Source organism: Parasphingorhabdus sp. (assembly GCF_039982415.1).
Classification (GTDB): Bacteria; Pseudomonadota; Alphaproteobacteria; order Sphingomonadales; family Sphingomonadaceae; genus Parasphingorhabdus.
Window position 1 is genome coordinate 38,411 of the sequence record NZ_JBDWYL010000008.1, and the last position, 25,212, is coordinate 63,622.

A 25,212-nucleotide genomic window follows, 5' to 3' on the forward strand; every position below is an offset into this window, starting at 1 on the left:
TTTCGTTACTTTTGTGGATAGCCTTGAAAGTTGTTAGATGACCCGCCTTTCCTCTGCCTTCCCAACCGACCGCGCGGCACTTGTCGCCTTCGTAACCGGTGGCGATCCAACCGCCGCAGACACTGGCGCAATACTCGACGCCCTGGTCGAAGGCGGAGCGGATATCATCGAACTCGGCATGCCGTTCACCGATCCCATGGCCGATGGTCCTGCCATTCAGGCCGCCAATATCCGTAGCCTTAGCGCTGGCACAAAGACAGCGGACATATTGAACATCGCGACAACCTTTCGCGAACGCCATCCGACCGTGCCGCTTGTCCTGATGGGCTATGCCAATCCGATGACCATCCGCGGGGCCGACTGGTTTGCCGATGCTTGTGTTGATGCGCGCGTTGATGGCGTGATCTGCGTTGATATTCCGGTAGAAGAAGATGACAGCTTGGGCGACGCGCTGCGCGCCAAGGATGTTGCCGTGATCCGTCTCGCCACGCCGACGACCGATGCTGAACGGCTACCGGAAATCCTGAGCAACGCCTCAGGCTTTCTCTATTATGTCTCCGTGGCCGGTATTACAGGACTACAGCAAGCGGCACAGGCCAGCATCGAAGAAGCGGTCGCACGGCTGAAAGCGGGTACCGACCTTCCCGTCGCTGTGGGCTTTGGTGTCCGCACGCCAGAACAAGCGGCTGATATCGCCCGCGTTGCCGATGGCGTTGTGGTTGGCTCTGCAATTGTCGAGATTATCGCTGAACACGGTTCCAGCGCCGCGCCGCATGTCAAAGACTATGTAAAATCACTTTCTGATGCTATCAGAAGCGCACGCTAAAAAACCTGAGGAATTGACGCATGTCTTGGCTTAGCAATGTCCGTAACAAGATCGCTTCGATCACCAAAAAAGAAACACCGGATAATCTCTGGCACAAATGCAAAAACTGCGAAGCCATGGTGTTCCTCAAGGAATTTGAGGACAATAAGCATATCTGTCCGAAATGCGAACATCACGGACGTATTGGCCCGATGGTCCGCTTTGCCCAAATCATGGACGAGAATAGCTGGAAAATTCTACCATCTGCGACGGTCAAAGAAGATCCGTTGAAATTCAAAGACCAGAAAAAATATACCGACCGATTGAAAGCGGCGCGGGCCAAGACTGAAGAACAGGATGCTTTGATCACCGTCACTGGAACGATTGAGACGATTCCCTGCGTTGTCGGCGTGCAAGATTTTGCTTTCATGGGTGGGTCGATGGGGCTTGCCGTGGGCCAAGCCTTTGTTGACGGCGCCAATCAGGCGTTGGAAGAACAATGCCCCTATATTATCTTCACCGCTGCTGGCGGCGCGCGCATGCAAGAAGGGATTTTATCCTTGATGCAAATGCCCAAAACCACCGTAGCAATATCCATGTTGCGCGAAGCGGGGCTGCCTTTCATTGTTGTGTTAACCGACCCAACCACCGGCGGGGTTACCGCCAGCTACGCCATGCTCGGTGATGTACAGATTTCTGAACCCGGCGCTTTAATCGGTTTTGCCGGTCAGCGGGTCATCGAAAACACCATCAGAGAGAAATTGCCCGAAGGCTTTCAGACCGCCGAATATCTATTGGATCACGGCATGATTGATATGGTGGTCCACCGCAAGGAACTGCGCGCAGAACTGGCACGCGTTATGGGCTATCTCATGGCTTGGAAAACAGCGGCTTAGTCCAGCTGTAGCGTTCATGGCAGACGGCGCACGTTCCGATCATCCGGCGGTTCAAAAACAACTGGATCGGCTCTCTCTTTTGTCCCCAGGACGCGATGTGCTGGGCCTAGAGCGGATCAGCGCCATCATGGAGCGCATTGGCAATCCCCATCTTCAGCTGCCGCCGGTTTTTCATGTTGCCGGGACTAATGGCAAAGGATCAACCTGCGCGTTTTTGCGTGCAGCCATAGAGGCAGAGGGCCTAATGGCGCATGTCTATTCCAGTCCGCATTTGGTCAGGTTTAACGAACGGATACGGCTCGCCGGAGAATTGATCGCAGATGATTATCTGGCAGCTTTGCTGGCGCGGATACTTGACGCCAGCGCAGATATTAATCCGAGCTTTTTTGAGGCCACAACCGCTGCGGCGATGCTCGCCTTTGCCGAAACGCCAGCGGATGCCTGTGTTTTGGAGGTGGGTCTGGGCGGCCGGTTGGATGCCACAAATATTGTGCCAGCTCCTACCGTCACCGGGATTACCGCGCTCGGTATCGACCATGAAGCCTTTCTACTTTCTCCCGAGGAGGGCGCCCCGGCCAATCCAATGGTACGCATTGCATGGGAAAAAGCGGGCATTGCAAAATCCGAAATTCCCTTGCTTACCCAAAAATATCGCGACAATATGGTGGCTGCGATTGCCGATCATGCGGCAAGTGTGAAGGCCCGTCACTATCCGCGCGGTAAAAAATGGGACGCGGCCATTTATGATGATCAGCTGCATTACCGCGATGACCAAGGTAAACTGGCATTGCCCCTGCCGGCTTTGCCGGGCGCGCATCAATTGGACAATGCGGCGCTGGCCATCGCAATGTTACGCCATCAAAATAAGATTGAAATTTCCGATGCCGCCTATCGAGCCGCCATGGGTTGGGTCAAATGGCCAGCGCGATTGCAAAGATTATCACCCGGACCGTTGCAGAACATCCTCTCCAAAGACACGCAGACTTGGCTGGATGGCGGGCATAATGAAAATGCCGGCGAAGCTTTGGCAAATCATTTTAAGGACAATATAGACGATTCCATCCATCTCGTCATCGGCATGCTCGCCAACAAAAATCCAGCCGCGATTATCAGGCCACTTGCACGGAAAATTGCCAGCATCACCGTGGTGCCGGTTGAGGGTCACGATGCCCATGATATGGCGAGTTTTACGAAGAGCAATGTGCCCGTTTGTCAGGCCCCTGACAGCGAACACGCATTAAAGGCCCTAGCCAAACGCCGCCCCCAAACGGTTCTGATCGCTGGGTCTTTATACCTGGCGGGTACGATTCTGGAGGCTAATCGGCAGTTGCCGGACTGAAAAACGATCGCGGGTTGCGCTTACGAATCATCCTCAATTCTAGGCGCAAAAGGCGAAACTGCCAACAATACGAAGCGCAAGAAGACCGGCTCGGTTCTTTCCGGAACTAGCTCTCTTCCGTTGCATGTTCGGTACCTGCCGTACCCAATGACCGATCGACCAATCCGGATTTGATCATCAACCAAAACATGATTACGCCCGGGAACGCTGCCAATGTAGTCAATAGATAGAAGTTCACATAACCCATCCATTCAATTAGCGAGCCAGCCGTGGTTCCGGTTAGAAAACGGCCAAGAATACTCGCTGCGGCTGACAACAAGGCAAATTGGGTTGCTGTAAAGCTGAGGTTACAAAGCGCGGACAGATAAGCAACGACTGCCACACCGCCAATACCGCTGGCGAAATTCTCAAAACCAATGGCCGCGGCCATAGCCCAATTATTGTGACCGCTTGCCGCTAAGCCTGCAAATGAGAGGTTACTGACCGCCATAAGAACGAGACTGAGCATCACGGCTTTTTTCATGCCCAATCGAGAATAGACGATACCGCCTACAAATATCCCCACCAAAAAAGCAACAAATCCGAGACTGACATCATAAAAAGCAATCTCGTCATTGGTGAAACCCAAATCCTCGAACAAGAGACGAAAGGTCAAATTAGCCAATGTGTCACCAATTTTGTGAACCAGCACAAAAAGCAGCACGACCGGTGCACCCGAACGTTTGAAAAATTCCACCAATGGGCTCACATAAGCGAGTGCAGCTTGTATCGGCCCTTTTAAAGGCTGCGGCTCCTGACGCCGCGCGGGCTCCCGCATAATCAATCCGACAATCACGGCAAACAAGGCAAAAAGCGAGCAAACATAATAGGCGATCGCCCAATTGCTGCGGGCGGCGATGACCAATGCAACTGCCCCGGCCGATGCCGCGCCAATACGCCAGCCATATTGCGACATACCAGAGCCGACACCCAATTGTTCGGGTTCGAGCAATTCGATGCGATAAGCATCAATCACGACATCAAATGTTGCCCCCGCAACACCCACCATGATCGCCGCCACCGCAACGGCGACAATATCAGCCTTGGGATCAAGTGACCCCAAATAGATAATGGCGCCCATGGCCAATGCGGCAGTAAGTATCAGCCAAGATAAGCGTTGCCCCATACGGCCAATCAACGGCAGTTTCACAACATCAATGATAGGTGCCCATAACCATTTGAAATTATAAGCTAAAAAGGTCAAAGCGAAGGCTGTAACCGTTGATTTTTCAATGCCAGCTTGAGCCAATCGCGTCGTTAGCGTGGCGGCTATCATCGTCAATGGCAAAGCCGATGAAATTCCCAAGAAGAAGGCGGCCAAAGGCGCCGCTTCACTATAGGGCCTGACGCCCTTTGGTAAATTTTTGCGCCATCCCATATCGGCTGTCTGTCCACTCACGCCATACTCTCCCTCACACTGAGAGAAACACTAGCGGCAAATGGCTCGAAAGCCAGTTAGATTTTTCTGTTCCGCTTATATTTCGAGCAATTTGGCGCCCACAATCACTCCGGCACCCGGGCGTTGAACAATAATCGCGTATTTATCAGCGCCGGGAATGTTCAAGTCATTGTGCGAGAGTGTAAATTGCGTTGAACTGCCGTCCCAACTGCCTAAGTTACGTTCGGCTTTGACCACATTGGTATAATGTAATTTCCGGCCGCCATTTTCACCTCGGCCCACGCTGACAGTTTCCGATGAACTGAGCGCCAGCAGGGCTACACCAGCCATATAGCGCGATTGCCCGGATATGGTGACCGTCGTAAAGCCATTTTCATCAATATTGGTTTCGATAAGTGGTCCGCTGTTATTTTTGGCCAGTCGGACCAGCGAGCGTACGTCGCCTTCGCGAGAACCGACGGCTCCGCCTCCACCATTGACCACAATTTGTGGAGTGTAGACACCGGAACCGACTTTGCCTTTTCTGGCATATGTCCGTTGCAATCGCGTATTTTGCTCTCGCGCCAAAGTATCTTTCCAGCCCAAACGGTCCCAATAGGTAACAGGCCGCGAAATCACCAGCAGGGAGCTATCTTTTGCAAGCCGTGAGGCCAGCATATCTGCAGGGGGACAGGAAGAGCATCCCTGACTGGTGAAAAGTTCAACAACGGTCGGAGTAGGGGAAATCGTCGCATCGTCAAAATTATTCGCGGGTGTCGCTACTTGTGCGGAGGAGCCACTGGATGACTGGGCGATTTGGGCGCCCATAAAGCCTGCAAATGCAGTGGCTGCAATCATTGCTGGCAATATTATATAACGCATCGTGACACCTTCCGATTAAGTAACTATCTGGTCATTCGGAAACCCAGTCCATTCGGTTACAGATTGCGACAAAGTTTTTTTTGCGCCATGCGGACCATCATGACCGACAGAGAATCAAGAAAAATCTACAAGGCCAAACCGACCCGCGGAGTCAAACAGACTTCAGCCAAACCTGCACCGGCAGAGCCGGAGCGCCGTGAAGGGCAGCGCATTGCAAAATTACTCGCCCGAGCGGGTGTCGCCTCCCGCCGCGAAATCGAACGCATGATCGGTGAGCAACGCATTGCGCTCAATGGCGCAACTGTCGAACATCCCTCGTTATTGCTGAAGAACCTGACCGGTATAACGGTTGACGGAAATCCAGTGGCGGAACCCTCTCCGACCAAATTATTCCGGTTCCACAAGCCCAATGGCTATATCACGGCAGAACGCGACAAAGATGGCCGAAAAACCATCTATGATGTTCTCCCTGATGATTTGGAACGCGTGATGCCCATCGGCCGGCTCGATCTCAATACCGAAGGTTTGCTGCTCATGACCACAGATGGTGAGTTTAAGCGCGAGATGGAATTGCCGAAAACCGGCGTGGAACGAACCTATCGCGCGCGGACGTTCGGTGATGTTACTCAAAATCAGTTGGAAGAGCTATATCGCGGCGTCACCGTGGAAGGCATGCACTATGGTCCGATCGAGGCCAATTTGGAACGCCGCACCGGGCGTAATCAGTGGATTGAAATGACCCTGACTGAAGGTAAGAACCGCGAAGTCCGGCGCGTGCTTGAGCATCTGGGCCTCAAAGTATCGCGGCTCATCCGCACCCGCTATGGCCCGTTTAAATTGGGCGATCTGGCGAAGGGTGAAATTGAAGCCGTCCGGCGTCACGATTTGGTCAAGTTCAGAAAGACCTTAAAATAATGCGGATTATTGCGGGTGAATGGCGGGGACGAAAAATCGTCGCCCCGAAAGGTGATACGACCCGGCCGACTGCCGATCGTACCCGCGAACGGCTATTTTCCATGCTGACCAGCCGCATTGGCGATTTCGCCGATCTCAACATATTGGACTTATTTTCTGGATCGGGCGCTTTGGGTTTGGAAGCCCTGTCGCGCGGCGCGGCATCCTGCACTTTTGTCGAACAAGATTTGAACGCCTTGAAAGCGTTGGAGAAAAATGTCGAAACGCTAGGCGCAAAAGCCGATATCCGCATCGGCTCGGTATTGGGGCTAGGCCCGGCCAGACAGGCCTATGACGTCATCCTGATGGATCCGCCTTATGGAACGGGGGCTGGCGCCGTCGCCTTGTCGAAACTTGGCCGACTGGGTTGGTTTGCGCCCACGAGCTGGATTGTCATCGAAACCGCGCGGCAAGAAGAAGTGGCGGTCAAAGGTTTCGCGCTGGACACTGTGCGCGACAGTGGCAAAGCCCGGTTACACTTTATCCGCCCTGCCTCATAAATATTGGCGCTTTGCCAAGGTCTTGCAATCAGCTCTGACTGGTCTCAGAGACCAATAGCAGCCCTCGATCGGCCGTTTGGCTTTCGACATAAAATGTGGTTGTCGCCATCAATATAGTCGCGAAAATCGCGCTGAAAATTAGTCTTTTACTCATCTGGGTTTCTCACTCGAATAGGGGAAAATCTTATGATGGACATATGGTGCACCGCAACATGTTCTACAACCTGCACTTTAGGTCATCTTAAAATGATATTAGTCTTGCCGACCTCATGGATGTTCCCTAACTGTTCACTAGTGTCCAATGCTGTAAACATACCCTCTGAAGCTGATCCGCCCTATGTCCGCGGATTGAACATTCCCCAGCGCGAGGCTGTGCTCAGCAGTGAAGGCCCGGTCCTGGTTCTAGCGGGCGCTGGAACTGGCAAGACCGCTGCCCTCACCCGCCGGCTCGCTCATCTTGTTTACTCTCGCAAAGCGTGGCCTTCTGAAATTTTGGCGGTGACTTTTACCAACAAGGCCGCACGCGAGATGAAGGAACGCATCGGCGCCATGGTCGGTGATGCAGTAGAAGGGATGCCGTGGTTGGGTACCTTTCACAGTATTGGCGCAAAAATGCTGCGCCGCCATGCCGAACTGGTCGGCTTGCAAAGCAATTTCACGATACTCGACACAGATGATCAGTTGCGGTTGTTGAAACAATTGATTCAGGCCGAAGAATTGGACGAAAAACGCTGGCCTGCCCGGGCACTGGCAGGATTAATCGATCAATGGAAAAACCGCGGTCTCAATCCTGCTGATATCGATGCGAACGAAAATGAACGCTATGCCAATGGGCGTGGACAGGAATTTTATGCCGCCTATCAGGCGCGGCTCGTCGCGCTCAATGCCTGCGATTTTGGCGATCTCTTGTTGCACATTCTCAACTTGCTCAAAAACGATCGTGATATTTTGAAACTCTATCAAGAACGCTTCAAATATATATTGGTCGACGAATATCAGGATACAAATAGCAGCCAATATCTGTGGCTCAGATTGCTCGCCCAAGAGCGAAAAAATATATGCTGCGTGGGCGATGATGATCAATCCATCTACAGCTGGCGGGGCGCGGAAGTGGCTAATATCCTGAGATTTGAAAAAGATTTTCCGGATGCCAAGGTGATTAAACTGGAGCAAAATTATCGCTCCACGCCCCATATTCTCGCGGCCGCATCAGCCTTAATCGCAAATAATAGCGGCCGCCTCGGCAAAACCTTGTGGACCGAAGAAGAGGAAGGCGACAAAATTAAAGTCACCGGCGTCTGGGACGGACCGGAAGAAGCGCGGCGGACAGGCGAAGAGATGGAAAGTCTACAAAATAAGGGTGTCTCGCTTAACGATATGGCGATTTTGGTCCGCGCGCAGTTTCAAACGCGGGAATTTGAGGATCGGTTTATTTCCATCGGAATGCCGTATAAAATTATCGGCGGCTTTCGCTTTTATGAGCGCGCGGAAATTCGCGATGCGCTTGCCTATTTACGGGTCATTGCGCAACCTGCAGATGATTTAGCATTTGAACGTATCGTCAATATGCCCAAGCGAGGCCTTGGGGATAAGTCTGTGGAAAAAGTCCATAGGCTGGCCCGCGCGCAAAGTTTGCCGCTGGCCGCTGCGGCGATGTCCATTTGTGATACGGATGAATTGCCCACCCGCGCCCGCTCTGCCTTGCACGGACTAATGCGCAATTTTGCCCATTGGCGAAGTCAAGCCGATGAATTGCCTCACGCCGAATTGGCCCGGATTGTTTTGGATGAGTGCGGCTATACAACCATGTTGCAAGCGGACCGGACCCCCGAAGCCGCGGGTCGATTGGAAAACCTGACCGAGCTCACCCGCGCGATGGAAGAATATGAGACATTAGGTGATTTTCTCGAACATGTCTCTCTCGTCATGGACAATGATGCGGCAAGCGATGAAGCCAAGGTCACTATCATGACCATGCACGGTGCAAAGGGTTTGGAATTTGACCATGTGTTTTGTGCCGGCTGGGAAGAAGGCGTTTTTCCTTCTCAACGCAGTCTCGATGAAGGCGGCAATGCCTCATTGGAAGAGGAACGCCGATTGGCGTATGTCGCAATCACGCGCGCGAAAAAGAAATGTACCATATTTCATGCCGCCAACCGGCGTATTTATGGGCAATGGACCAGCTCCATTCCGTCGCGATTTATCGAAGAATTACCGCGGGAACATATTGAAGAAGAAACCAGCATGATGGGCGGAGAAAGCCTGTGGCGGGCCAATTGGTCCGAACGCGCTGATCCCTTTGCAGATGCCGCGCGAGCCACTTCACGGGGGCCAGGCTGGAAACGCGCGCGAAACAGCGGCAGTTTCGACAGCAATCCGCAGAATATCAAAGAAGCGCGGCGCAGTGCAGTCTCGCTCGGCAATGATGGGCGCGATGATATATCTATCGGCATGCGCGTGTTTCACACCAAATTTGGATATGGCGAAGTCATGGAAAAAGAAGGCAATAAGCTCGAGATCGAGTTTGAGAAAAGCGGCCAAAAGCGGGTGTTGGACAGCTTTGTCGAAATTGCCTGACGCTTGAATATCCCCTGATCGCGGAGAATAGGATCATGAAAATTGCCATTATCGGTGCGGGCTTGGCCGGTCTGGCCTGTGCTGGACCGCTGAAAAACGCCGGCCACAACATTCAGCTGTTCGACAAAGCCAGAGGTCCGGGTGGCCGTATGTCGACGCGGCGAGCACAAACGCCTGCAGGCGAAGCGCAATTTGATCATGGCGCGCAATATTTCACCGTCCGTGATCCCGCCTTTCAGCAGCTTGTCGATAGCTGGGCGCGCGATGGCGTTGCAGCGCGATGGCCCGCAGCGGGAGAGGATGCCTGGGTCGGTACTCCGGCCATGAACAGTCCAATCAAGGCAATGGCCGCAGGGCAAGATATTGCCTGGGCCACTCGGATTGATCAGCTCGAAAAATCGAGTAATTGTTGGAAATTGCTCGGTGAAAAGGCGAATATTGATACTCTGTTTGACAGCGTCATCCTCGCCATTCCTGCTGAACAGACCGCGGATTTGTTAAGCCCGGTGGACACAGGTTTTGCGGCTGTTGCGCAAGAAAGTCAGTCTGATCCTTGCTGGACAGTCATGCTGTCTTTCAGCGAAAAACTGCCCACGGATCAGAATATATTGCGCAACATAGGCGCTATTGGCTGGGCGGCGCGCAACAGCGACAAACCCGGACGCACAGGGTTGGAAAATTGGGTGGTGCAAGCCTCACCTGCCTGGTCGCGGGATCATTTGGAAGAAACCCAAGAGTGGATCTTGCCGACATTGATTGAAGCGCTCTCTCAAGCTCTCGGTTTGAACCTACCGGAGCCGCTTCATGCCACCGCGCATCGTTGGCGCTATGCGCGATCAGACAGCGCAGATCGAACGGCCTTGTTTAACCGAGAAAATGGTCTCGGCGTCTGCGGAGACTGGCTACTGGGCCCGCGGGTCGAAAATGCCTGGTTGTCAGGCACGGCTTTGTCGCAACATATCTTGGATCAATAGCCGCGCAACTATAGCGTTAGCGCGCGCCATTCTCCAGAGGCTAAATCATCCAATTGCCACTGTCCGATGGCTTTGCGAACCAGTCGAAGAGTGGGATAGCCAACTGCTGCTGTCATCCGCCGTACCTGTCTGTTTTTGCCTTCTCTTATGGTCATTTGCAGCCAGTTATCGGCAACTGTTTTGCGGAAACGAACCGGTGGGTTGCGCGGCCATAAGGAGGGCGGGCTGATCGTTTGGACATCCGCGGGTCGAGTGATCCCATCTTTCAATTTCACTCCGCGGCGCAATTGATCAAGTCGATCCTCTACGATATCTCCTTCCACCTGGACGAGATAGGTTTTGGCCATCTTATATTTGGGATTTGAAATTTCGGCTTGAAGTTTACCGTCATCGGTGAGCAGCAATAAGCCCTCGCTATCGCGATCCAGCCGACCGGCGGGATAGACATTCGGAACATCAATATAGGCCGACAAGGTTGGCCGTTCGGTTTGCGTGCCACGGTCGGTAAATTGCGACAACACGCCATAGGGTTTGTTGAACAAAATAAGCTGCGCCACAAGTTGTTCCGTCCCCTTTAATTCGACAGCCAGTCATAAGAGCATGCCGAATGTTATGACTGGCTACCGCGCTGCCAGCACGTCATCCGCAACAAAGGCATTGGTCTTGCGTTCATAACCAAATTGGCTGGTTGGACCATGGCCGGGAATAAACGTGACATCATCACCCAAAGGCCAAAGCTTTTGCGTAATTGCATCAATTAAGTCTTGATGATTACCGCGCGGAAAATCGGTTCGGCCGATCGAGCCTTGAAAAATCACATCCCCAACGACCGCCAATTTAGATGGCTGATGATAGAAGATAACATGCCCGGGTGTATGACCGGGGCAATGAATCACATCGAGCACCAAATCTCCAACCGTCACTTGGTCTCCATCAACCAGCCAGCGATCCGGTTCGAAGCTTTTTGCTTCCATACCATAGCGCGCACCGTCTCCATCCAATTGCTCAATCCAGAAGAGATCATCCTTATGCGGCCCTTCGATAGGCAAGCCGAGTTCTTCGGCCAACATGCCAGCTTGGCCGCAGTGATCGAGATGACCATGGGTAATGATAATCTTTTCCAGTTCGACACCATGTTCGGCCACCGCTGCTTTTAAGCGCGACAAATCACCGCCGGGATCACTGAGCGCGGCTTTGTTGGTTTTGGTACACCAAAGCAATGTGCAATTTTGTTGAAGGGGCGTCACCGGAATGATCACGGCTTTAAGAGGAGCATCTGTCATGACACGCTATTTGGCGGGGCAGCTACAAACTTGCAAGAGCTGAATAATTGAAAAAGCGGCTACGCCCCTCGTTTTTTACAGACGCCGCCCGGTCCAGATAACCCGGCCAATAATATTCACGTCTTGCAAATCAATATCATGCCAATCTGGATAACGGATATTATCGCTGCGAATGGAAAGCTTCCCGGATGGCTTCAAAGCCAATCGCTTGACCAGCAATACATCATCCATGCGCAAGACATAAATACCATCTAATAAGGGCCGTGCCGCAGCGCTGTGGTCAACCATGATATCATCCCCATCGCACAAGGTTGGGTCCATGGAGTCGCCATCGACAGAAATGAGCGACAATTGAGCAGGGTCTCGGCCTAATTTTTTCAGCCATTGATTTCCGAAAGCCATATTTTCCTGCTCACTACTATCCTCGGCCCACGTTCCAGGGCCAGCAGATGCGCCCAATTGCAACCGTTTGATCCGCACCATATCGGTGTCGGCTATCGGTCCACGGGAAGATTCAAACGCAGGCAGGCTGGGGCCTAAAAAACGCTCTTCTACCCCGTAAAATTCGGCAAGCTTACGCCGATCCTGTTCATCCAGTTTTCGCGGTGTACCGCGCTTGATAAACTGCTGAATATAAGCCGGGTTTTTGCCCAACATCCGCGAAACTGACGAAAAATCATCGCCATTATCCCGAATCAACCGCTCCAAATTGGTGCGCGGATCGCCTTCCAATGTCAGCTTCTCGTTGGCCATATCCGCACTTTATCCGCAATGTCCGCAACTGACAATAGGAAATATCCTAGACATGTAGGAAATTACATATCAAATAGGAAATTCCCTACCGTTATCGAGTCGGACATAGCGATTATCCGGCCGATAGGCTGACCTTTTAACCCTGATATGCATGGGAGAATATTATGTATTTGTTGCGCGACATTGAGAAGTTTATTCGTGATACAGACATGGCCTGGACCAAATTTGGTCGCCTTGCCGTTCGTGATCCCCGCTTTGTTGAAGACCTGCGCAACGGTCGCCAACCCGGTAAAAAAATTTCGAAACGCGCGGAACATTTCATGAACATGTGGCGCGAAAATGACGATCAATAAGGTATCAGAGGCCTGTTGGGCTAAACCGCGCGGCCATCGGAATGTCGCCGATGAACTCGCGCATCATATCTCCTTGGTGGTCGGCCGGCATTATGAAGTGATATTGTGCCGAGAACGCCCTTGGGCAAGTATCACTTTTATCGGCTCCCGGTGTCGGTTTGCCATCAGCCCCCGGCCGCCAAATCAAAAGCCGCTATCCGCGATATGCGCTGCAAAACTGCACAGCCATGACTATAAGCTTTCTTGCCATTTTGTCGCCGATCTAACGATAGAATGGCCCAAGACAATGCATCCCTTTGCCGTGGGAGAATTTCTGGTCATTAAAGACTAGCGGGCTGATCGCTCAACCCGATTTAACTGTCCAATTTTAACGCTGCGCCGTCATTTTTTCTAACGTGCCCAGCGCCGCTTTCAGAGCAGCATCCATATCCGCTTGGCGAACCGCTGCGATATCTTGGGGTGCTTTTTCCACTTCCCGCAATGGCGGTGTCGCCAATACAGGGGCTTCGCTAATCGGTGCGGATACAGGTTCCGGAGCTGCCGGAGCTGGAGCCGCGACCGGTTGTTGCACCGGTATTTCAGCCGCAGTCGCTGCACCTGTTTCCAGCTGCTTCAAGCGCCGCAATCCCGCTTCCAAGCGATCAGCAAGCTGCGCAATATTCAGCTGCGACAAATCTTCTTCCGGCATTTCACTAACCGCCGCCTGTGCAGCCGCGGGAGCCACTGGCGAGGAAATTGCGATTGTTTCTTGCACAGCTGCGACATTTTCATCAGCCGCTGGCGCGGCTACCGCGTTTACAGTTGTTAGTGTCTCCATTTGCTCCACAACCGGAGCTTCAACGGCAGCCTCTTCGACCGGCGCAGCGGGTTCAAAAGCCGGAATTTCCTCAACCAATTCTGGAGACGATGTTTCTGGTTCTGCGAAAATCGGAGCACGCGCAGGTTGCTCTGCAACCGCTTCATCAGCCTTGCGCAGTTGCGGCAGATCAGAAAGATCCATGACCCGGGCCTTGTCTTTCTTTGGCTTTTTCAAAAATTTGGTGAGCGACTTAGCGTCGAATTTTGGCAAGCTGAAACGGCTTTTCTTAGCATTGGCCTCTTCTTCCAAATCCAATTCAATCGGACTTGCCGCGTTAATTTGTTCTCTCAGTGCAACGCCCATATCAGAGCTCCCTTTGCGATTTAAAAAGAAATAAATGGCTGATGCGGAAACCAGTCCCGCCATCACCGCGATTAGACCGCGCGCTGTATTGCCCAATGGGGGCGCAGCTGCGGGTAGTAGTTCAGAAAGGCCTGTGGCTCCGATCGCGCTTTCCAGGTAAACATGCGGCAAAGTCGCGATAACGACAGCGGCAGTAATGCCAGTACCAATCGCCATGGCCGGTACTTTAAACCGTTTCATATTTTGGTTCGGATCTTCCACGATATTCTCCACCATGCTAAGCTGCCCGCTCATAAGATTTATGAGCAATCAACTGTTGGTAAACAGGCTTGTAACGCAAAATGTTTGACGACCAGTTACGATCGGCTTCAACAAATTTTCGGGCTGTTTCAATCGTTTGCGGCCAACTATCGCGGTTTTTCAGCAAATTTGCCAGTTTAGCAGCAATTTTTTGCGGCGATCCGGCGGGAAAGAGCGTCCCGGTTTTGCCATCTTCGATCAATTCGCGATGTCCGCCAATGTCGGAAGCGGCAACAAGTCTGCCTTGAGCCATTGCCTCCAACGGCTTTAATGGTGTGACTAATTCTGTCAGCCTCATGGATTTACGCGGATAAACCATGATATCCATCAGTCCATAATAGCGTTCAACATCAGCATGAGGCACACGTCCAGCGAAAGTGATAGCATCCGATGCAGGGGAAGTTTGGACTTGTTCTTTCAAAGCCTTTTCCATCGGACCGCCACCGACCAGCAACAAATGAGCTTCCGGACATTTTTCTTGCAAATAAGGCATCGCAGCGATCAGATCATCTAAACCCTCATAGTCATAGAAGCTGCCGATAAAGCCCAAGACCGACTTACCAGCCAAGGCCAGTTGCTTTCGCAGGACTTCATCCGGCGCTGTCGGCTGTCCGAATAGGCTCATATCCACGCCATTAGGTGAAACCGTAATTTTCTCTCGGGCAACGCCACGCAATACCAAATCAGATTTCAACCCTTCACAAATGACTGCGACGGCATCCGCTCCATTGACCACATGATTTTCCAGCTGGCGCGTGAGCCAGTAACGCGGACTACCCTCACGTCCGGTTCCATTGCCAACCGCTGCATCCTCCCAGAATGCTCTAATCTCATAGAGCAATGGCAAATCCAATTTTTGCGCAACCCGCAGCGCCGCAAGACCATTTAAAGCTGGTGAATGGGCATGCAAAATATCCGGTTGCCATTGCTGAACAACTTCAGCAATTCGATCAGAAAAAACCGCAATTTCACGCCATTCGCGAACTGGTGATGGGCCTGACACATCGGTCAGGGTTCGAAAAAAATCCAAACCCTCGACATTCTCGAGCAGAGCGCCGGATTCATAGCCATGCTGATCTTGCCTGACACCGGTAACTCCTGCGACAAGCATGCCACTGGCTATTTGGGCTTTCATGATTGCACGCGTGCGGAAGCAATATCCGCTGTGCAACGGGAGGCTATGATCCAAAATGTGCAATATCCGCGTCATGGATTAAACGCTTGCCAGAAAAGGATTAACGTCCCGTCAACCCAAAACCTGTATCGCACGCGCAGACAAAATGAATCCAATGCATGGGTGCACTAACAATCTGGGATTGCCGAAACCAAAATGATCGATAATTTTTCCATCGCTCTAACACATGGTTTGCTGCTGATTGCGGTATGGCGATTGATTCATCGGCCGGATCTTGATTTGGAAGAACCACCGGAGCCTGATCAAGAAATACCAGGCTTTCATTCGGCATCAAAATCAACGAGGTCAACCGATGCGTGATCTCGTTTTTGTCGCCTATTTGCTGGCGTTGTTGTTTCTCGCGTTCAAGCGTCCTTTTATATTCACGCTGATATACGCCTATATCGACATCGTAGCACCGCAACGCCTGAGCTATTTTCTGCTCAATTCCATTCCGCTGTCCTTGATCGTATTTGGCATGGCCTTTCTGGGGTTCATGATATCGGATGACAAAAAAGACAGCCGGTTTTCCGTACGCCAAGGGGCGATGATATTACTCCTTCTTTATTGTGGATATACCACTTTTCAAGGCGCCCTACCCGAAGACGCAATGGAAAAATGGGATTGGGTTTGGAAAGCTTTGGTGTTCGCCATTTTCTTGCCTTTAACGTTGCGCACCAAGTTACGAATTGAGTCTTTGACCTTGTTCATGGTGCTGTGCGCTGGAACCTTGATTATCACCGGCGGCATCAAAACATTGGGTTCTGGCGGCGGTTATGGTGCGCTGGTCTTGCTGATCGACGACAATGCGGGGCTTTATGAAGGGTCCATCATATCGATGGTTGCCATTGCGATCATCCCGCTGATGCTTTGGCTCTCCAAACATGGAACGATTTTTCCACCCGATTGGCGGGTAAAATATTTTACCATGGCGTTGATTTTTGCCGCCTTGCTTATCCCCATAGGTACGCAAGCAAGAACCGGTCTGGTTTGCATTGCCGTTTTGGCTGTCCTGCAGCTGCGCTTTGTGAAATATCGATTTCTTTACGCCGGGCTCGCCGTGACGCTCGGTCTGATGGCCATTCCATTTTTGCCGCAGAGTTTTTCCGAGCGAATGGGAACAATCCAAAATTACCAAGCAGATGAATCCGCTTCCACACGCATTGCCGTCTGGGAGTGGACCATAGAATATGCCAATGCCAATCCCATGGGTGGCGGTTTCAATGTCTACCGCTTGAACAAGTTACGCTACGAACTGGCTCCCGACAAAAAAGAAGATGAACCCGAGATTGAATATGAGCTTGAAGATGATGGTCCGATAGAAGTTATTGATGAAGCTCGCGCTTTTCACAGCAGTTATTTTGAGATGCTAGGCGAACAAGGATATCCTGGCCTCGCCCTGTGGCTATTCATTCATGTTGGTGGTATTTGGCGAATGGAGATATTGCGGCGGCGCTATCGCAATACGCAAAAAAAGAGCGAAACCTGGGTAGCCCCCCTCGCCACAGCTTTAGCCAATGCACATATTATCTATATGGTCGGCTCCTTATTCGTTGGCGTCGCATTTCAACCCTTTGTCTATATGCTCGTCGCCCTGCAAATTGGTCTCGACACCTATATGACCCGTCGCGCTCAAGAGGCAAAATGGAGCCCCATTGCCGGCCGGCTGCCCGCTGGCAAATGGTCCGGCGCCACATCCTGAAGACACGGCGCTCATTTCAACTAACCAGATGACAGTGTAGCCAGCAATGCTAGGATGACGGCATGCCATCACCCTATTCCCTTTCCGCCACAATTGAACGTTGGCCTGTCCGGGGCTCGTTTGTAATCAGTCGTGGTGCCAAGACGCATGTTGATGTCGTGATGTGCAAGATCAGCGATGGAAATTTTACCGGCTTAGGGGAAGCCACACCCATTTACTATAAAGGAGAGACAGCAGAAATAGCTGTGCAAGAAATTCAAATCTTTGCCGAACAGCATGCGCTATTCGATCGCCAAGCCGTGTTGCATCATATGCCATCCGGCGCTGCGCGCAATGCACTCGATTGCGCGTTGTGGGATTTGGAATGTCAACAAAGCGGAAAAGCGCTCTATGAATTGGCTGACTTACCGCGACCATCAGCTCTCGCCACGGCATTCACAATCTCACTAGCAGATCCGATGCAAATGGAGAGCGATGCCCGGGCGGCCGCAGCCAGCCACCGTTTACTGAAACTCAAATTGTCAGGAAAGGATGACCGCGAACGCGTCGCCGCCGTCCATCGCGGGGCTCCGCATGCGCGTTTGATCGTGGATGCCAATGAAAGTTGGAATCATCTTGATATCGCAGCAGAAGCAGCAATTATGGCCAAATGGGGTGTCGAGCTAGTCGAGCAACCCGTGAGCGCAGGTCAGGATCATCTCTTGGCAAATGTCCAATCCCCCATTCCGCTTTGCGCTGATGAAAGTTGCCACACCAGTGATGATATTCCAGATCTCGCTCGCTATTATCAAGCCGTGAATATCAAATTGGACAAAGCCGGCGGTTTAACGGAAGCCATCCGCGTAGCAGAAGCCGCTGAACAAGCAGGCTTGAAAATCATGGTCGGGTGTATGCTATCCACGTCGCAGGCAATCCGTCCGGCCTTTGCCCTGGCGCAACGCGCTCAGTGGGTTGATTTGGATGGCCCGTTGTTGCTCGCCAAAGATCGTGAAAATCCAATGCATTTTGAGGATGGAATGGTGATGCCGGCTGCGCAAATCGGAAAATGATCGGCTGCCCACCATAATCTTTATTGCGGTGGTCCTCCGACCTTCAGCGCAATACCGTCAAATTTCCAATCCACACCTTCATAGTAAAATAATTGCCGAAAATAGATGGGAAAAGGTTCCACCGGATAGTGACCGCGGATTACCAGAACGTCGAAATCCTCCTCTATTTTGGAATTATCAATCACCGGTACCATTTTGCTGATTTCGGCATACCCATCCGCATATTTAAAAAATTTCTCAAAGGCTTTATCGAGATTTTCTAGCGACACTTCCTCCTGATAAGCGGCGGTACCGGTCTCCCAAAGCGCTCTCATACTCTTCTCGGAAAGAGATTGAGCAAAGATGGCAACCGTATCCTGAAACAGTTCCACTTGTTTCGCGGCAGGTGGAAGCGTTTGTCCCGAAGAAATGATTTTCAATCCGGCGCGTTCTTTTTCGATCGCATTAATTTTCCAACCGGATTCAGACTTAATCAAGCGAAGTTCCAATGGAATTTTATTGCCGCTCTGGGTGGTGACCGTTCCTTCCAATTGTCCTTTGCTGCCAGAAATTGACCGCGAATTCCATGACGTTTCCACTACCGTGTCCAGAGCATTTTTGGACAGAAATATCTTCAATTCCCGCTTCGAAACGCCGGCCTGAAAATCGTCAGATAAAAGTGCATAAGCCGCGTCCATATCTTCATTTTGAACGGCAATAAAAAAATCATCACCCGCTTTTGTTACATCGCCCGTCAGCCAGAATATTAGGCCAACCAGCACAAAAATGCCCGCCGCTATACCCAGTACAATTTTCATCCATTTTTTCATCGGAAATCCTTTCGTAAACAGCCATGAACCGACCCAAGCTATTGCCTGCTTCCAGAAATAGAACGGTGAGAGAATGACTCGCTATCCCCAATTCATGGGATGGTGAGCGGCGGTTCATTTGCATTATTCCCCGCAAGCGGTCATTCTTCACGGCATATTGATTTCGGAGATGTTCAATGCGACCCGGATTTTCCAAAGTAGCGGTTGTGGAGGATGACCCACCGGTAATGGCAGCCATATGCGCCGCTATCGAAAAAGCTGAGGATATGGACCTCGTCAATTCCGCGACAAATCTGACCACAGGTAAAAAACTTGTTCTTGGTGGCGGGTTTGATATTTTGGTTTGTGATCTCGGCTTACCCGATGGAGATGGTACAACCTTAATCCAAATCGCATCCGAACAATCGCAAGAAATTGACATTATGGTGCTAACCATGTTTGCGGATCACCAAAAAGTATTACAAGCGATCCGAGCGGGCGCACGCGGCTATTTGCTCAAAGATCAACCGCTCGAGAATTGTGTTGATGCGATCCGGGAAATCAGGTCAGGAGGATCGCCGATCAGTCCTATTATCGCGCGATTGGTACTCAAACAATTGCAACCTGCGCCCTTCCCGCAAGACAAGCTGGCAGAGCCCTTATCCAATCGAGAATTGGAAACACTCAATCTTCTCTCACGCGGCTTCTCCTATTCGGAAGCCGCTGACATCATGCATATCTCCGCGCATACGGTCGCGACCTATGTGAAGCATATTTATCGAAAACTCGAGGTCAACTCACGCGCCGAAGCTGTTTTCGAAGCATCCAGCCGCGGTATATTGGGGTCGTGATCTGCTGATGCCGCGATCCGTTTCTTTCATGATCGCAATGATTCTGTTGACGCTTTTTCAACCAATCTACGCTCAGATATTGCCGGCGGAGCAGAATTTTGTGGTGCAAGAAACACCATCGGGACAAATCGTTCATTTTACAGAAGCGGATTTTTCTTTTTCTCAAAATAACCCGACACTTGATGATTGGGAACGGCGCGCGCTGCCAGCTCTCTGGCTTTCTGATGAGGCGCGAAAATTGCAAAGCAGTCATATATCGGTGTCCGCAAAAGTCGATTTTGATGGTGAGACTTTAAAAGATCGCACGATTGCCATTTTCACCGAAAATAACCGCGAACAAGTAATTGTTTCAGTCAACGACATTCCAATATTCCGGAATTTTGTTGATAATGATCACTCAGTCATGGGTTGGAACCATCCCTATCTAATTCCCCTCTCGGACAAATTGCTCAAAGAGGGTGATAATTTCATCACGGTCGAAGCCCGTTCCAGCCGCGATCATGCGTTGGGGATCGGTTCCATAGCAATAGGTGATCTCGAACCCCTTAACGCGCAATTTGAGCGGCAATATTTTTTCAGGATAGACGCGCCAAAAACGATCAATTGGATCATGCTTCTGCTTTCCTTATTTGTTTTCATAATGTGGCTTGCGCGCAGACAAGAGTTGGAATTGCTTTGGCTATCGCTAACGGGCTTAGTTTGGTTCGTGAGAAATTATCATTTCTTTTCCCTTTCAGCACCAATAGATTTGCAGCTTTTCCAATATGTGACCTATTATTCCATTTATTTCGCCGTCGCAGTCACCTTGGCTTTTTGTGCTGAATTTTTGAAACTACCCCAACGAAAAATCATCATAGTTGCGATGCTCAGCATCGGTGTTTTGCTCAGCCTGTCTCGGTTATTTTTAATCTTTGCTAATCAGACAGACATGGCGAGCAGCTTGATGACGGTTATATTGTTCGGATCCTTTTTACTGATCCTAGCGCATCACGCTGTAAGAAATAAGTCTACCCCAGCTTGGTTGCTTTTGCTGTTGCTAACTGCCGCCGCGTTAACCGGTATCCATGATATTGGCAGAATTCCTAATATCAATTGGTGGAACGGAATTGGCTTTCATTTTCAACCCTATATCGGGTTTCTATTATTCCTGATCTTCATGCTTTCTCTCGCAAAACGTTTTCTCAATGCCTTGAGTTTGGTGGAAGAAACCAATGTTTACCTCGAAAAACGTGTGACCGAAGCAACCGATGCTTTGGCTGCAAGTCAACATGCACAAAGACAGATGGAAGTGGAACGTGCACTGGAGACAGAACGGGAAAGATTGATGCGAGAAATGCATGATGGCATTGGTTCAAACTTGGTGACCGCATTGGCGGTTGCACGTCAACGCAATTATCCCTCCGCGACAATTACGACGCTCCAAAAAGCGATAAGTGATCTGAAAATCACCGTAGATTCCTTAGCGCCAATTGATGGTGATGTCGTCACCCTTATCGCCAATCTCCGACACAGAATGGAACATGAATTGCAGCAAGCCGGAATTGCGAGTATTTGGAAAGTAGAAGAATGTGAACCACTGGTGTGGATGGATGCCGGCCATAGCCTGCATTTGCTGCGTCTGTTGCAAGAGGCTCTCAGCAATATTCTCCAACATGCAAATGCTGGTTCGATCATCTTATCTTGCCATTCTCAAGCGCGCGATAGCAAGGAAGGGATTCTGATTAGTATTATTGATGATGGTGTTGGCTTCACGGCTCAGGAAAAATCAACCAGCAAAGGATTGGATTTCATGTATCAACGCGCGGCTATTCTGAAAGGAGCATTGACTATTTCTAACGAGAAAGGTGGCGGCACTGCGGTGAGATTGTGGCTTGCTCAAAACCGTCAAGGCTAGGTCAGCAGGACTAGCAAAGTGATTTTCAGTACCTTCATACGATAAAATTGGTGATTATACCGCGGAAGTTCGTATAGGGTTCCGATGCGTTTCTCCGATTTCGATATTGACAATTTCCTACAGAATGACTGGCAACAGCAACCGGTTTTCATTCCCAATCCTTGGGACCATTGGCGTAATCCATTGGACGCCAATCTGCTGGCCGGACTGGCATGTGAAGACGGGGTGGAAGCGCGGCTTGTTTCTGGCAATTCCGATACAAAATGGAAATTGGAACATGGCCCCTTCCCGGAGCAACGATTTGCATCGCTGGGGAGGAAAGATTGGACTTTGCTGGTGCAGGCCGTCGATCATTATGTGCCAGAGGTTAACGCATTAATAGATTCCTTTCGATTCATACCAGATTGGCGGATCGATGATGTGATGGTGAGCTATGCTGCTAATGGCGGCGGCGTTGGACCGCATTTTGATCATTATGACGTCTTCCTGGTCCAAGGCGCGGGGCAAAGACGATGGAGCATCGGCGAAGTTTGTGATGAGAAGACAGCCTTAATACCGCATGATGATTTGCGTCTGCTCGCTGATTATCAGACGGTAGAAAGCTGGATCTGCAATCCCGGCGACATACTCTACATCCCGCCAGGATATGCCCATGAAGGCATCGCCATCGGCGATGAATGCATGACCTATTCGATCGGATGTCGCGCGCCATCCCGGAGTGAACTGATTGGCTATTGGGTTGATGATTTGCTGGCCGAGTTGCCGGAAGAAGAACGTTTTCAGGATCCGCGAATTCGCAAACAGCATAATCCTGGCGAAATTTCGGCCCTAGCGATTGATCAATTGCATCAAATGATAACCGAAAAGCTGGATGATCGGGAAGCCTTTGCACATTGGTTTGGGCAATATAGCAGCACACCCAAATATCCTGATTTGGACTGGAGTCCGGATGAACAAATAGACAGCGCAGGTTTGAGCGACCGATTGAATAGCGGCGGGAAACTCTTCCGCAACCCGGCCAGCCGGTTCTCCTTCATCGAAAAATCACAAACACAGGTCCAGCTATTTGTTGATGGGAAGCAATTTCTATGCAGCGAGAACAGCGCGGCCTTTGCAAAAAACCTCTGTCATCATCGGATGCAACCGATAGCGATGGAATGGATCCACACCCAAGATGCGATACAATTGGCCGTTCGACTTTTCAATCAAGGCAGTCTGGATTTTTTGCCGGAAGAAGAATCCGAGTGAGAGGAACTCTTAGCCGGCTACGATCGGATCACCCATATGAATGCGCTTGCCATTGGTAACAATCACCCGGTCACCCAATTTCACTTGCTCGAACAAAAGCCGAGCAAATTCATGAGGCACGCCAATGCATCCGCGCGTTCCGTGGCCCCATTTCACTTCAGCGGCATGTATCGCAATGCCATCATTGGTCAATCGCAGCATGTAAGGCATGGGGACGTCATATATATTAGAGATATGATCTTTGCTTTTTTGCGTGATCGGGAAAACGCCGGTTGGCGTCGGTTTTAACACATCACCAAATTTTATAACCGTCGCCCCAATTTCATAGCCGCCTTTGAATACGGACATGGATTCTGCTTTCAGATCCACGGTGATAACAATCTCACCATCGGGTACACCGGCATCGTCCCACTTATAATAGCCGTGCACAAAAGGTTCATCAATTTCCAGCACCCGTTTCACAACGAAGGGAGAAGCTGTTGCAGATGGCAAATCCTCTACAATCGATTCAGATGGTGCGGCAGCGACGGTAACCGCAGCAGATGCGCCGGGAATATTCACTGGAGCGATAGTTTCTTTCTCCGCTGCTGCAATGTCTGATGAGTCTGCTGGATCGATCGACCCCTCGGCAGCAACGGCGCGAATAGAGCCAGTGATCACCAAGACAAAAATAGCGATCCCGGCTAAAGCCAATATCGATTGACTTATCCGCATAGCAATTTGATGAGACATATCCGCTGCTCCTGAAAACTTAATCATTTGTTTACCAAAAGCAAAAGCGAGCAACCATCGCGGAATCTGAGCTGTGCCGCTAGGAGACGCCCACAAGAAGAAGATTAAAAAGCATCGTTAAAAATCGTGATCGACGCGAATTGGGAGAAAATCCGACAATATCCCATTGATTTTTCTCAAATCAGATTGGGAAACGAACAAAAAATGAAGAGCAAGTCATAATTTGCTGTCCTCGCAGTGCCGAGCTGGTTTACTGGTCTTTCAACTACCAGCTAGCAGAGAAATTAGAGCATCATCACGCAAGCCGCGCCTCATCCATTTTCAATACCCAATTATCGCTATTTGTGGTTTTCACGATTGGCGTCGATGTTTGCGCTTTATGCAATGATGCTCATCCTGGGATGGCAGGCTTATAATCTTGCTCGTGAGGATCTTGGCGTCGGAGCATCTGCCGGAATTTTGGGTCTTCTCGGGCTTTTGCAATTTGTCCCGCTATTTGTCTTAACGCCGGTTGTCGGCTGGGTAGCAGACCATTTAGACCGGCGCTGGATTGCGCGGATAGTCTTGGGCGCGCAAGCCGCCATCGCTCTTATTTTGGGACTAATGACGGTCAGCGAAGAAATTTCGCTTCTGGCCATATATATTATTGCGGTGCTGCTGGGAATTTGCCGAGCCTTCTTAGGCCCTGCAGTGACATCCCTTGCTCCAAATTTGGTCCCAAAAGAATCACTGCCTCGCGCCATAGCCCTGTCCACCATTGCTTGGCAGGTTGGGGTTATTGCTGGTCCTGGTATGGCTGGGCCATTATATAAAATTGCGCCTGCCCTACCCTATTTTGTCTGCGCAGCGCTTTATGCTTTGTCCATGATCTCCATTTTTATGATTGGCCCGGTTACGCGGAGCGCGATTGATCGCACACGAGGCCCGCTACAGCAAGTCATGGATGGCATGTCCTATGTCTGGACCAACAAACTGGTTTTGGGCGCTATCACGCTGGACTTGCTGGTGATGTTCCTGGCTGGTGCCACCGCTATGATCCCCGTCTTCGCAAAAGATATTTTGGGAGCGGGAGAGATTGGATTGTCCCTATTGGCCGCTTCGCCAGCGGTCGGCGCCGTGATTGTTGCGGGTATTTTTTCTTTTGCACCTTTGTCGCGCAATGTCGGCAATATGATGCTGCTGGCGATGATAGTCTTCGGTTTCGGTACGATAGGATTTGGCCTGAGCACTTCCCTTCCGCTTTCTATGGCTTGCCTTGCTCTATGCGGCGCAGCCGATATGTTTGGCGTCTATGTCCGCAGTTCGCTGATCCAATTACATACTCCCGATGACAGGCGCGGACGCGTCAATGCGGTGAGCCAGATGACGATTAGCGCATCCAATGAACTTGGCGACGCTTTGTCCGGCGGTCTTGCCGTTTTATTTGGTCCCATCGCAGCCATTGTCGCAGGCGGTGCAGGTGCTATAGTGGTCACTGGAATTTGGTCACGACTGTTCCCGCAACTCGGCGCAGCCAAGACTTTTGATCCGCCCAAGGATCTAGAAAAAGAAGAGAAACGCGAAACAAACACCACCTAAA

At 50.9% G+C, this 25,212-nt stretch carries 24 protein-coding genes; 15 read left to right on the top strand and 9 right to left on the bottom strand.

Annotated features, from left to right (window positions below; genetic code table 11):
• Positions 1-37: 37 nt before the first annotated feature.
• Genes trpA through ABJU74_RS12760 form a run of 3 tightly spaced genes read left to right on the top strand, consistent with a single transcriptional unit; the run spans position 38 to position 3,040 of the window.
• Positions 38-826, top strand: coding sequence for a tryptophan synthase subunit alpha (gene trpA / locus ABJU74_RS12750; RefSeq protein WP_348384644.1), 789 nt, complete (start codon positions 38-40; stop codon positions 824-826).
• Between the two features lie 20 nt (positions 827-846).
• Positions 847-1,701, top strand: a complete 855-nt coding sequence (accD, locus tag ABJU74_RS12755; RefSeq protein ID WP_348384645.1) for an acetyl-CoA carboxylase, carboxyltransferase subunit beta — start codon at positions 847-849, stop codon at positions 1,699-1,701.
• Between the two features lie 16 nt (positions 1,702-1,717).
• Positions 1,718-3,040, top strand: coding sequence for a folylpolyglutamate synthase/dihydrofolate synthase family protein (locus ABJU74_RS12760; protein ID WP_348384646.1), 1,323 nt, complete (start codon positions 1,718-1,720; stop codon positions 3,038-3,040).
• Positions 3,041-3,146: 106 nt separating this feature from the next.
• On the opposite strand, the gene ABJU74_RS12765 is transcribed toward ABJU74_RS12760, so the two are convergent.
• Both ABJU74_RS12765 and ABJU74_RS12770 read right to left on the bottom strand, forming a co-directional pair.
• Positions 3,147-4,457, bottom strand: coding sequence for an MFS transporter (locus ABJU74_RS12765; protein ID WP_348384927.1), 1,311 nt, complete (start codon positions 4,455-4,457; stop codon positions 3,147-3,149).
• A gap of 96 nt (positions 4,458-4,553) precedes the next feature.
• The gene (locus ABJU74_RS12770) at positions 4,554-5,339 is read right to left on the bottom strand and encodes a DUF1223 domain-containing protein (RefSeq protein ID WP_348384647.1); all 786 of its coding nucleotides are present in this window, start codon (positions 5,337-5,339) and stop codon (positions 4,554-4,556) included.
• Positions 5,340-5,438: 99 nt separating this feature from the next.
• Between ABJU74_RS12770 and ABJU74_RS12775 the strand changes: the two genes are divergently transcribed.
• The 4 genes from ABJU74_RS12775 (at position 5,439) to ABJU74_RS12790 (ending at position 10,344) form a co-directional block, all read left to right on the top strand.
• The gene (locus tag ABJU74_RS12775; protein ID WP_348384648.1) at positions 5,439-6,254 is read left to right on the top strand and encodes a pseudouridine synthase; all 816 of its coding nucleotides are present in this window, start codon (positions 5,439-5,441) and stop codon (positions 6,252-6,254) included.
• Complete coding sequence (gene rsmD / locus ABJU74_RS12780; protein WP_348384649.1) at positions 6,254-6,793, top strand: 16S rRNA (guanine(966)-N(2))-methyltransferase RsmD; 540 nt, start codon at positions 6,254-6,256, stop codon at positions 6,791-6,793. Before ABJU74_RS12775 ends, rsmD begins: the two co-directional genes overlap by 1 nt.
• Positions 6,794-7,066: 273 nt before the next feature.
• Positions 7,067-9,370, top strand: a complete 2,304-nt coding sequence (locus tag ABJU74_RS12785; protein ID WP_348384928.1) for a UvrD-helicase domain-containing protein — start codon at positions 7,067-7,069, stop codon at positions 9,368-9,370.
• Between the two features lie 35 nt (positions 9,371-9,405).
• Entirely contained in the window at positions 9,406-10,344 is a 939-nt protein-coding gene (locus ABJU74_RS12790) for an FAD-dependent oxidoreductase (protein ID WP_348384650.1), read from the top strand.
• Between the two features lie 8 nt (positions 10,345-10,352).
• On the opposite strand, the gene ABJU74_RS12795 is transcribed toward ABJU74_RS12790, so the two are convergent.
• From ABJU74_RS12795 to ABJU74_RS12805, 3 genes are all read right to left on the bottom strand, one after another.
• Positions 10,353-10,901 carry a pseudouridine synthase gene (locus ABJU74_RS12795; RefSeq protein ID WP_348384651.1) on the bottom strand — a complete coding sequence of 183 codons (549 nt, stop codon included), beginning with the start codon at positions 10,899-10,901 and terminating at the stop codon, positions 10,353-10,355.
• A 63-nt stretch (positions 10,902-10,964) separates the two neighbouring features.
• On the bottom strand, positions 10,965-11,627 hold the full coding sequence (locus ABJU74_RS12800) for an MBL fold metallo-hydrolase (protein ID WP_348384652.1): 663 nt from the start codon (positions 11,625-11,627) through the stop codon (positions 10,965-10,967).
• A gap of 75 nt (positions 11,628-11,702) precedes the next feature.
• Entirely contained in the window at positions 11,703-12,380 is a 678-nt protein-coding gene (locus tag ABJU74_RS12805; RefSeq protein ID WP_348384653.1) for a S24 family peptidase, read from the bottom strand.
• 164 nt (positions 12,381-12,544) lie between these two features.
• Between ABJU74_RS12805 and ABJU74_RS12810 the strand changes: the two genes are divergently transcribed.
• Positions 12,545-12,733 carry a hypothetical protein gene (locus tag ABJU74_RS12810; RefSeq protein WP_348384654.1) on the top strand — a complete coding sequence of 63 codons (189 nt, stop codon included), beginning with the start codon at positions 12,545-12,547 and terminating at the stop codon, positions 12,731-12,733.
• A complete protein-coding gene (locus ABJU74_RS12815; RefSeq protein WP_348384655.1) occupies positions 12,720-13,064 on the top strand; it encodes a hypothetical protein in 345 nt (114 codons plus the stop codon). The genes ABJU74_RS12810 and ABJU74_RS12815 overlap by 14 nt, the downstream gene beginning before the upstream one ends.
• Positions 13,065-13,100: 36 nt before the next feature.
• Here ABJU74_RS12815 and ABJU74_RS12820 read toward each other — a convergent pair whose 3' ends face one another.
• Complete coding sequence (locus tag ABJU74_RS12820) at positions 13,101-14,171, bottom strand: hypothetical protein (protein ID WP_348422595.1); 1,071 nt, start codon at positions 14,169-14,171, stop codon at positions 13,101-13,103.
• A 1-nt stretch (position 14,172) separates the two neighbouring features.
• On the bottom strand, positions 14,173-15,405 hold the full coding sequence (locus ABJU74_RS12825) for a TIGR04063 family PEP-CTERM/XrtA system glycosyltransferase (RefSeq protein ID WP_348384657.1): 1,233 nt from the start codon (positions 15,403-15,405) through the stop codon (positions 14,173-14,175).
• A gap of 277 nt (positions 15,406-15,682) precedes the next feature.
• Here ABJU74_RS12825 and ABJU74_RS12830 point away from each other — a divergent pair, with 277 nt between their 5' ends.
• Complete coding sequence (locus ABJU74_RS12830) at positions 15,683-17,071, top strand: putative O-glycosylation ligase, exosortase A system-associated (protein WP_348384658.1); 1,389 nt, start codon at positions 15,683-15,685, stop codon at positions 17,069-17,071.
• Between the two features lie 62 nt (positions 17,072-17,133).
• The gene (dgcA, locus tag ABJU74_RS12835; RefSeq protein WP_348384659.1) at positions 17,134-18,120 is read left to right on the top strand and encodes an N-acetyl-D-Glu racemase DgcA; all 987 of its coding nucleotides are present in this window, start codon (positions 17,134-17,136) and stop codon (positions 18,118-18,120) included.
• A 20-nt stretch (positions 18,121-18,140) separates the two neighbouring features.
• Here dgcA and ABJU74_RS12840 read toward each other — a convergent pair whose 3' ends face one another.
• Positions 18,141-18,929, bottom strand: a complete 789-nt coding sequence (locus tag ABJU74_RS12840) for a hypothetical protein (protein WP_348384660.1) — start codon at positions 18,927-18,929, stop codon at positions 18,141-18,143.
• Positions 18,930-19,105: 176 nt separating this feature from the next.
• On the opposite strand from ABJU74_RS12840, the gene ABJU74_RS12845 reads away from it, so the two are divergent.
• The 3 genes from ABJU74_RS12845 (at position 19,106) to ABJU74_RS12855 (ending at position 22,901) form a co-directional block, all read left to right on the top strand.
• Positions 19,106-19,759, top strand: coding sequence for a response regulator transcription factor (locus ABJU74_RS12845; protein ID WP_348384661.1), 654 nt, complete (start codon positions 19,106-19,108; stop codon positions 19,757-19,759).
• Between the two features lie 7 nt (positions 19,760-19,766).
• A complete protein-coding gene (locus ABJU74_RS12850) occupies positions 19,767-21,653 on the top strand; it encodes an ATP-binding protein (protein ID WP_348384662.1) in 1,887 nt (628 codons plus the stop codon).
• An 84-nt stretch (positions 21,654-21,737) separates the two neighbouring features.
• Complete coding sequence (locus ABJU74_RS12855; RefSeq protein WP_348384663.1) at positions 21,738-22,901, top strand: cupin domain-containing protein; 1,164 nt, start codon at positions 21,738-21,740, stop codon at positions 22,899-22,901.
• A gap of 9 nt (positions 22,902-22,910) precedes the next feature.
• Here ABJU74_RS12855 and ABJU74_RS12860 read toward each other — a convergent pair whose 3' ends face one another.
• Positions 22,911-23,633, bottom strand: coding sequence for a L,D-transpeptidase family protein (locus ABJU74_RS12860; RefSeq protein WP_348384664.1), 723 nt, complete (start codon positions 23,631-23,633; stop codon positions 22,911-22,913).
• A gap of 366 nt (positions 23,634-23,999) precedes the next feature.
• On the opposite strand from ABJU74_RS12860, the gene ABJU74_RS12865 reads away from it, so the two are divergent.
• A complete protein-coding gene (locus tag ABJU74_RS12865; protein WP_348384665.1) occupies positions 24,000-25,211 on the top strand; it encodes an MFS transporter in 1,212 nt (403 codons plus the stop codon).
• Position 25,212 lies beyond the last annotated feature (1 nt).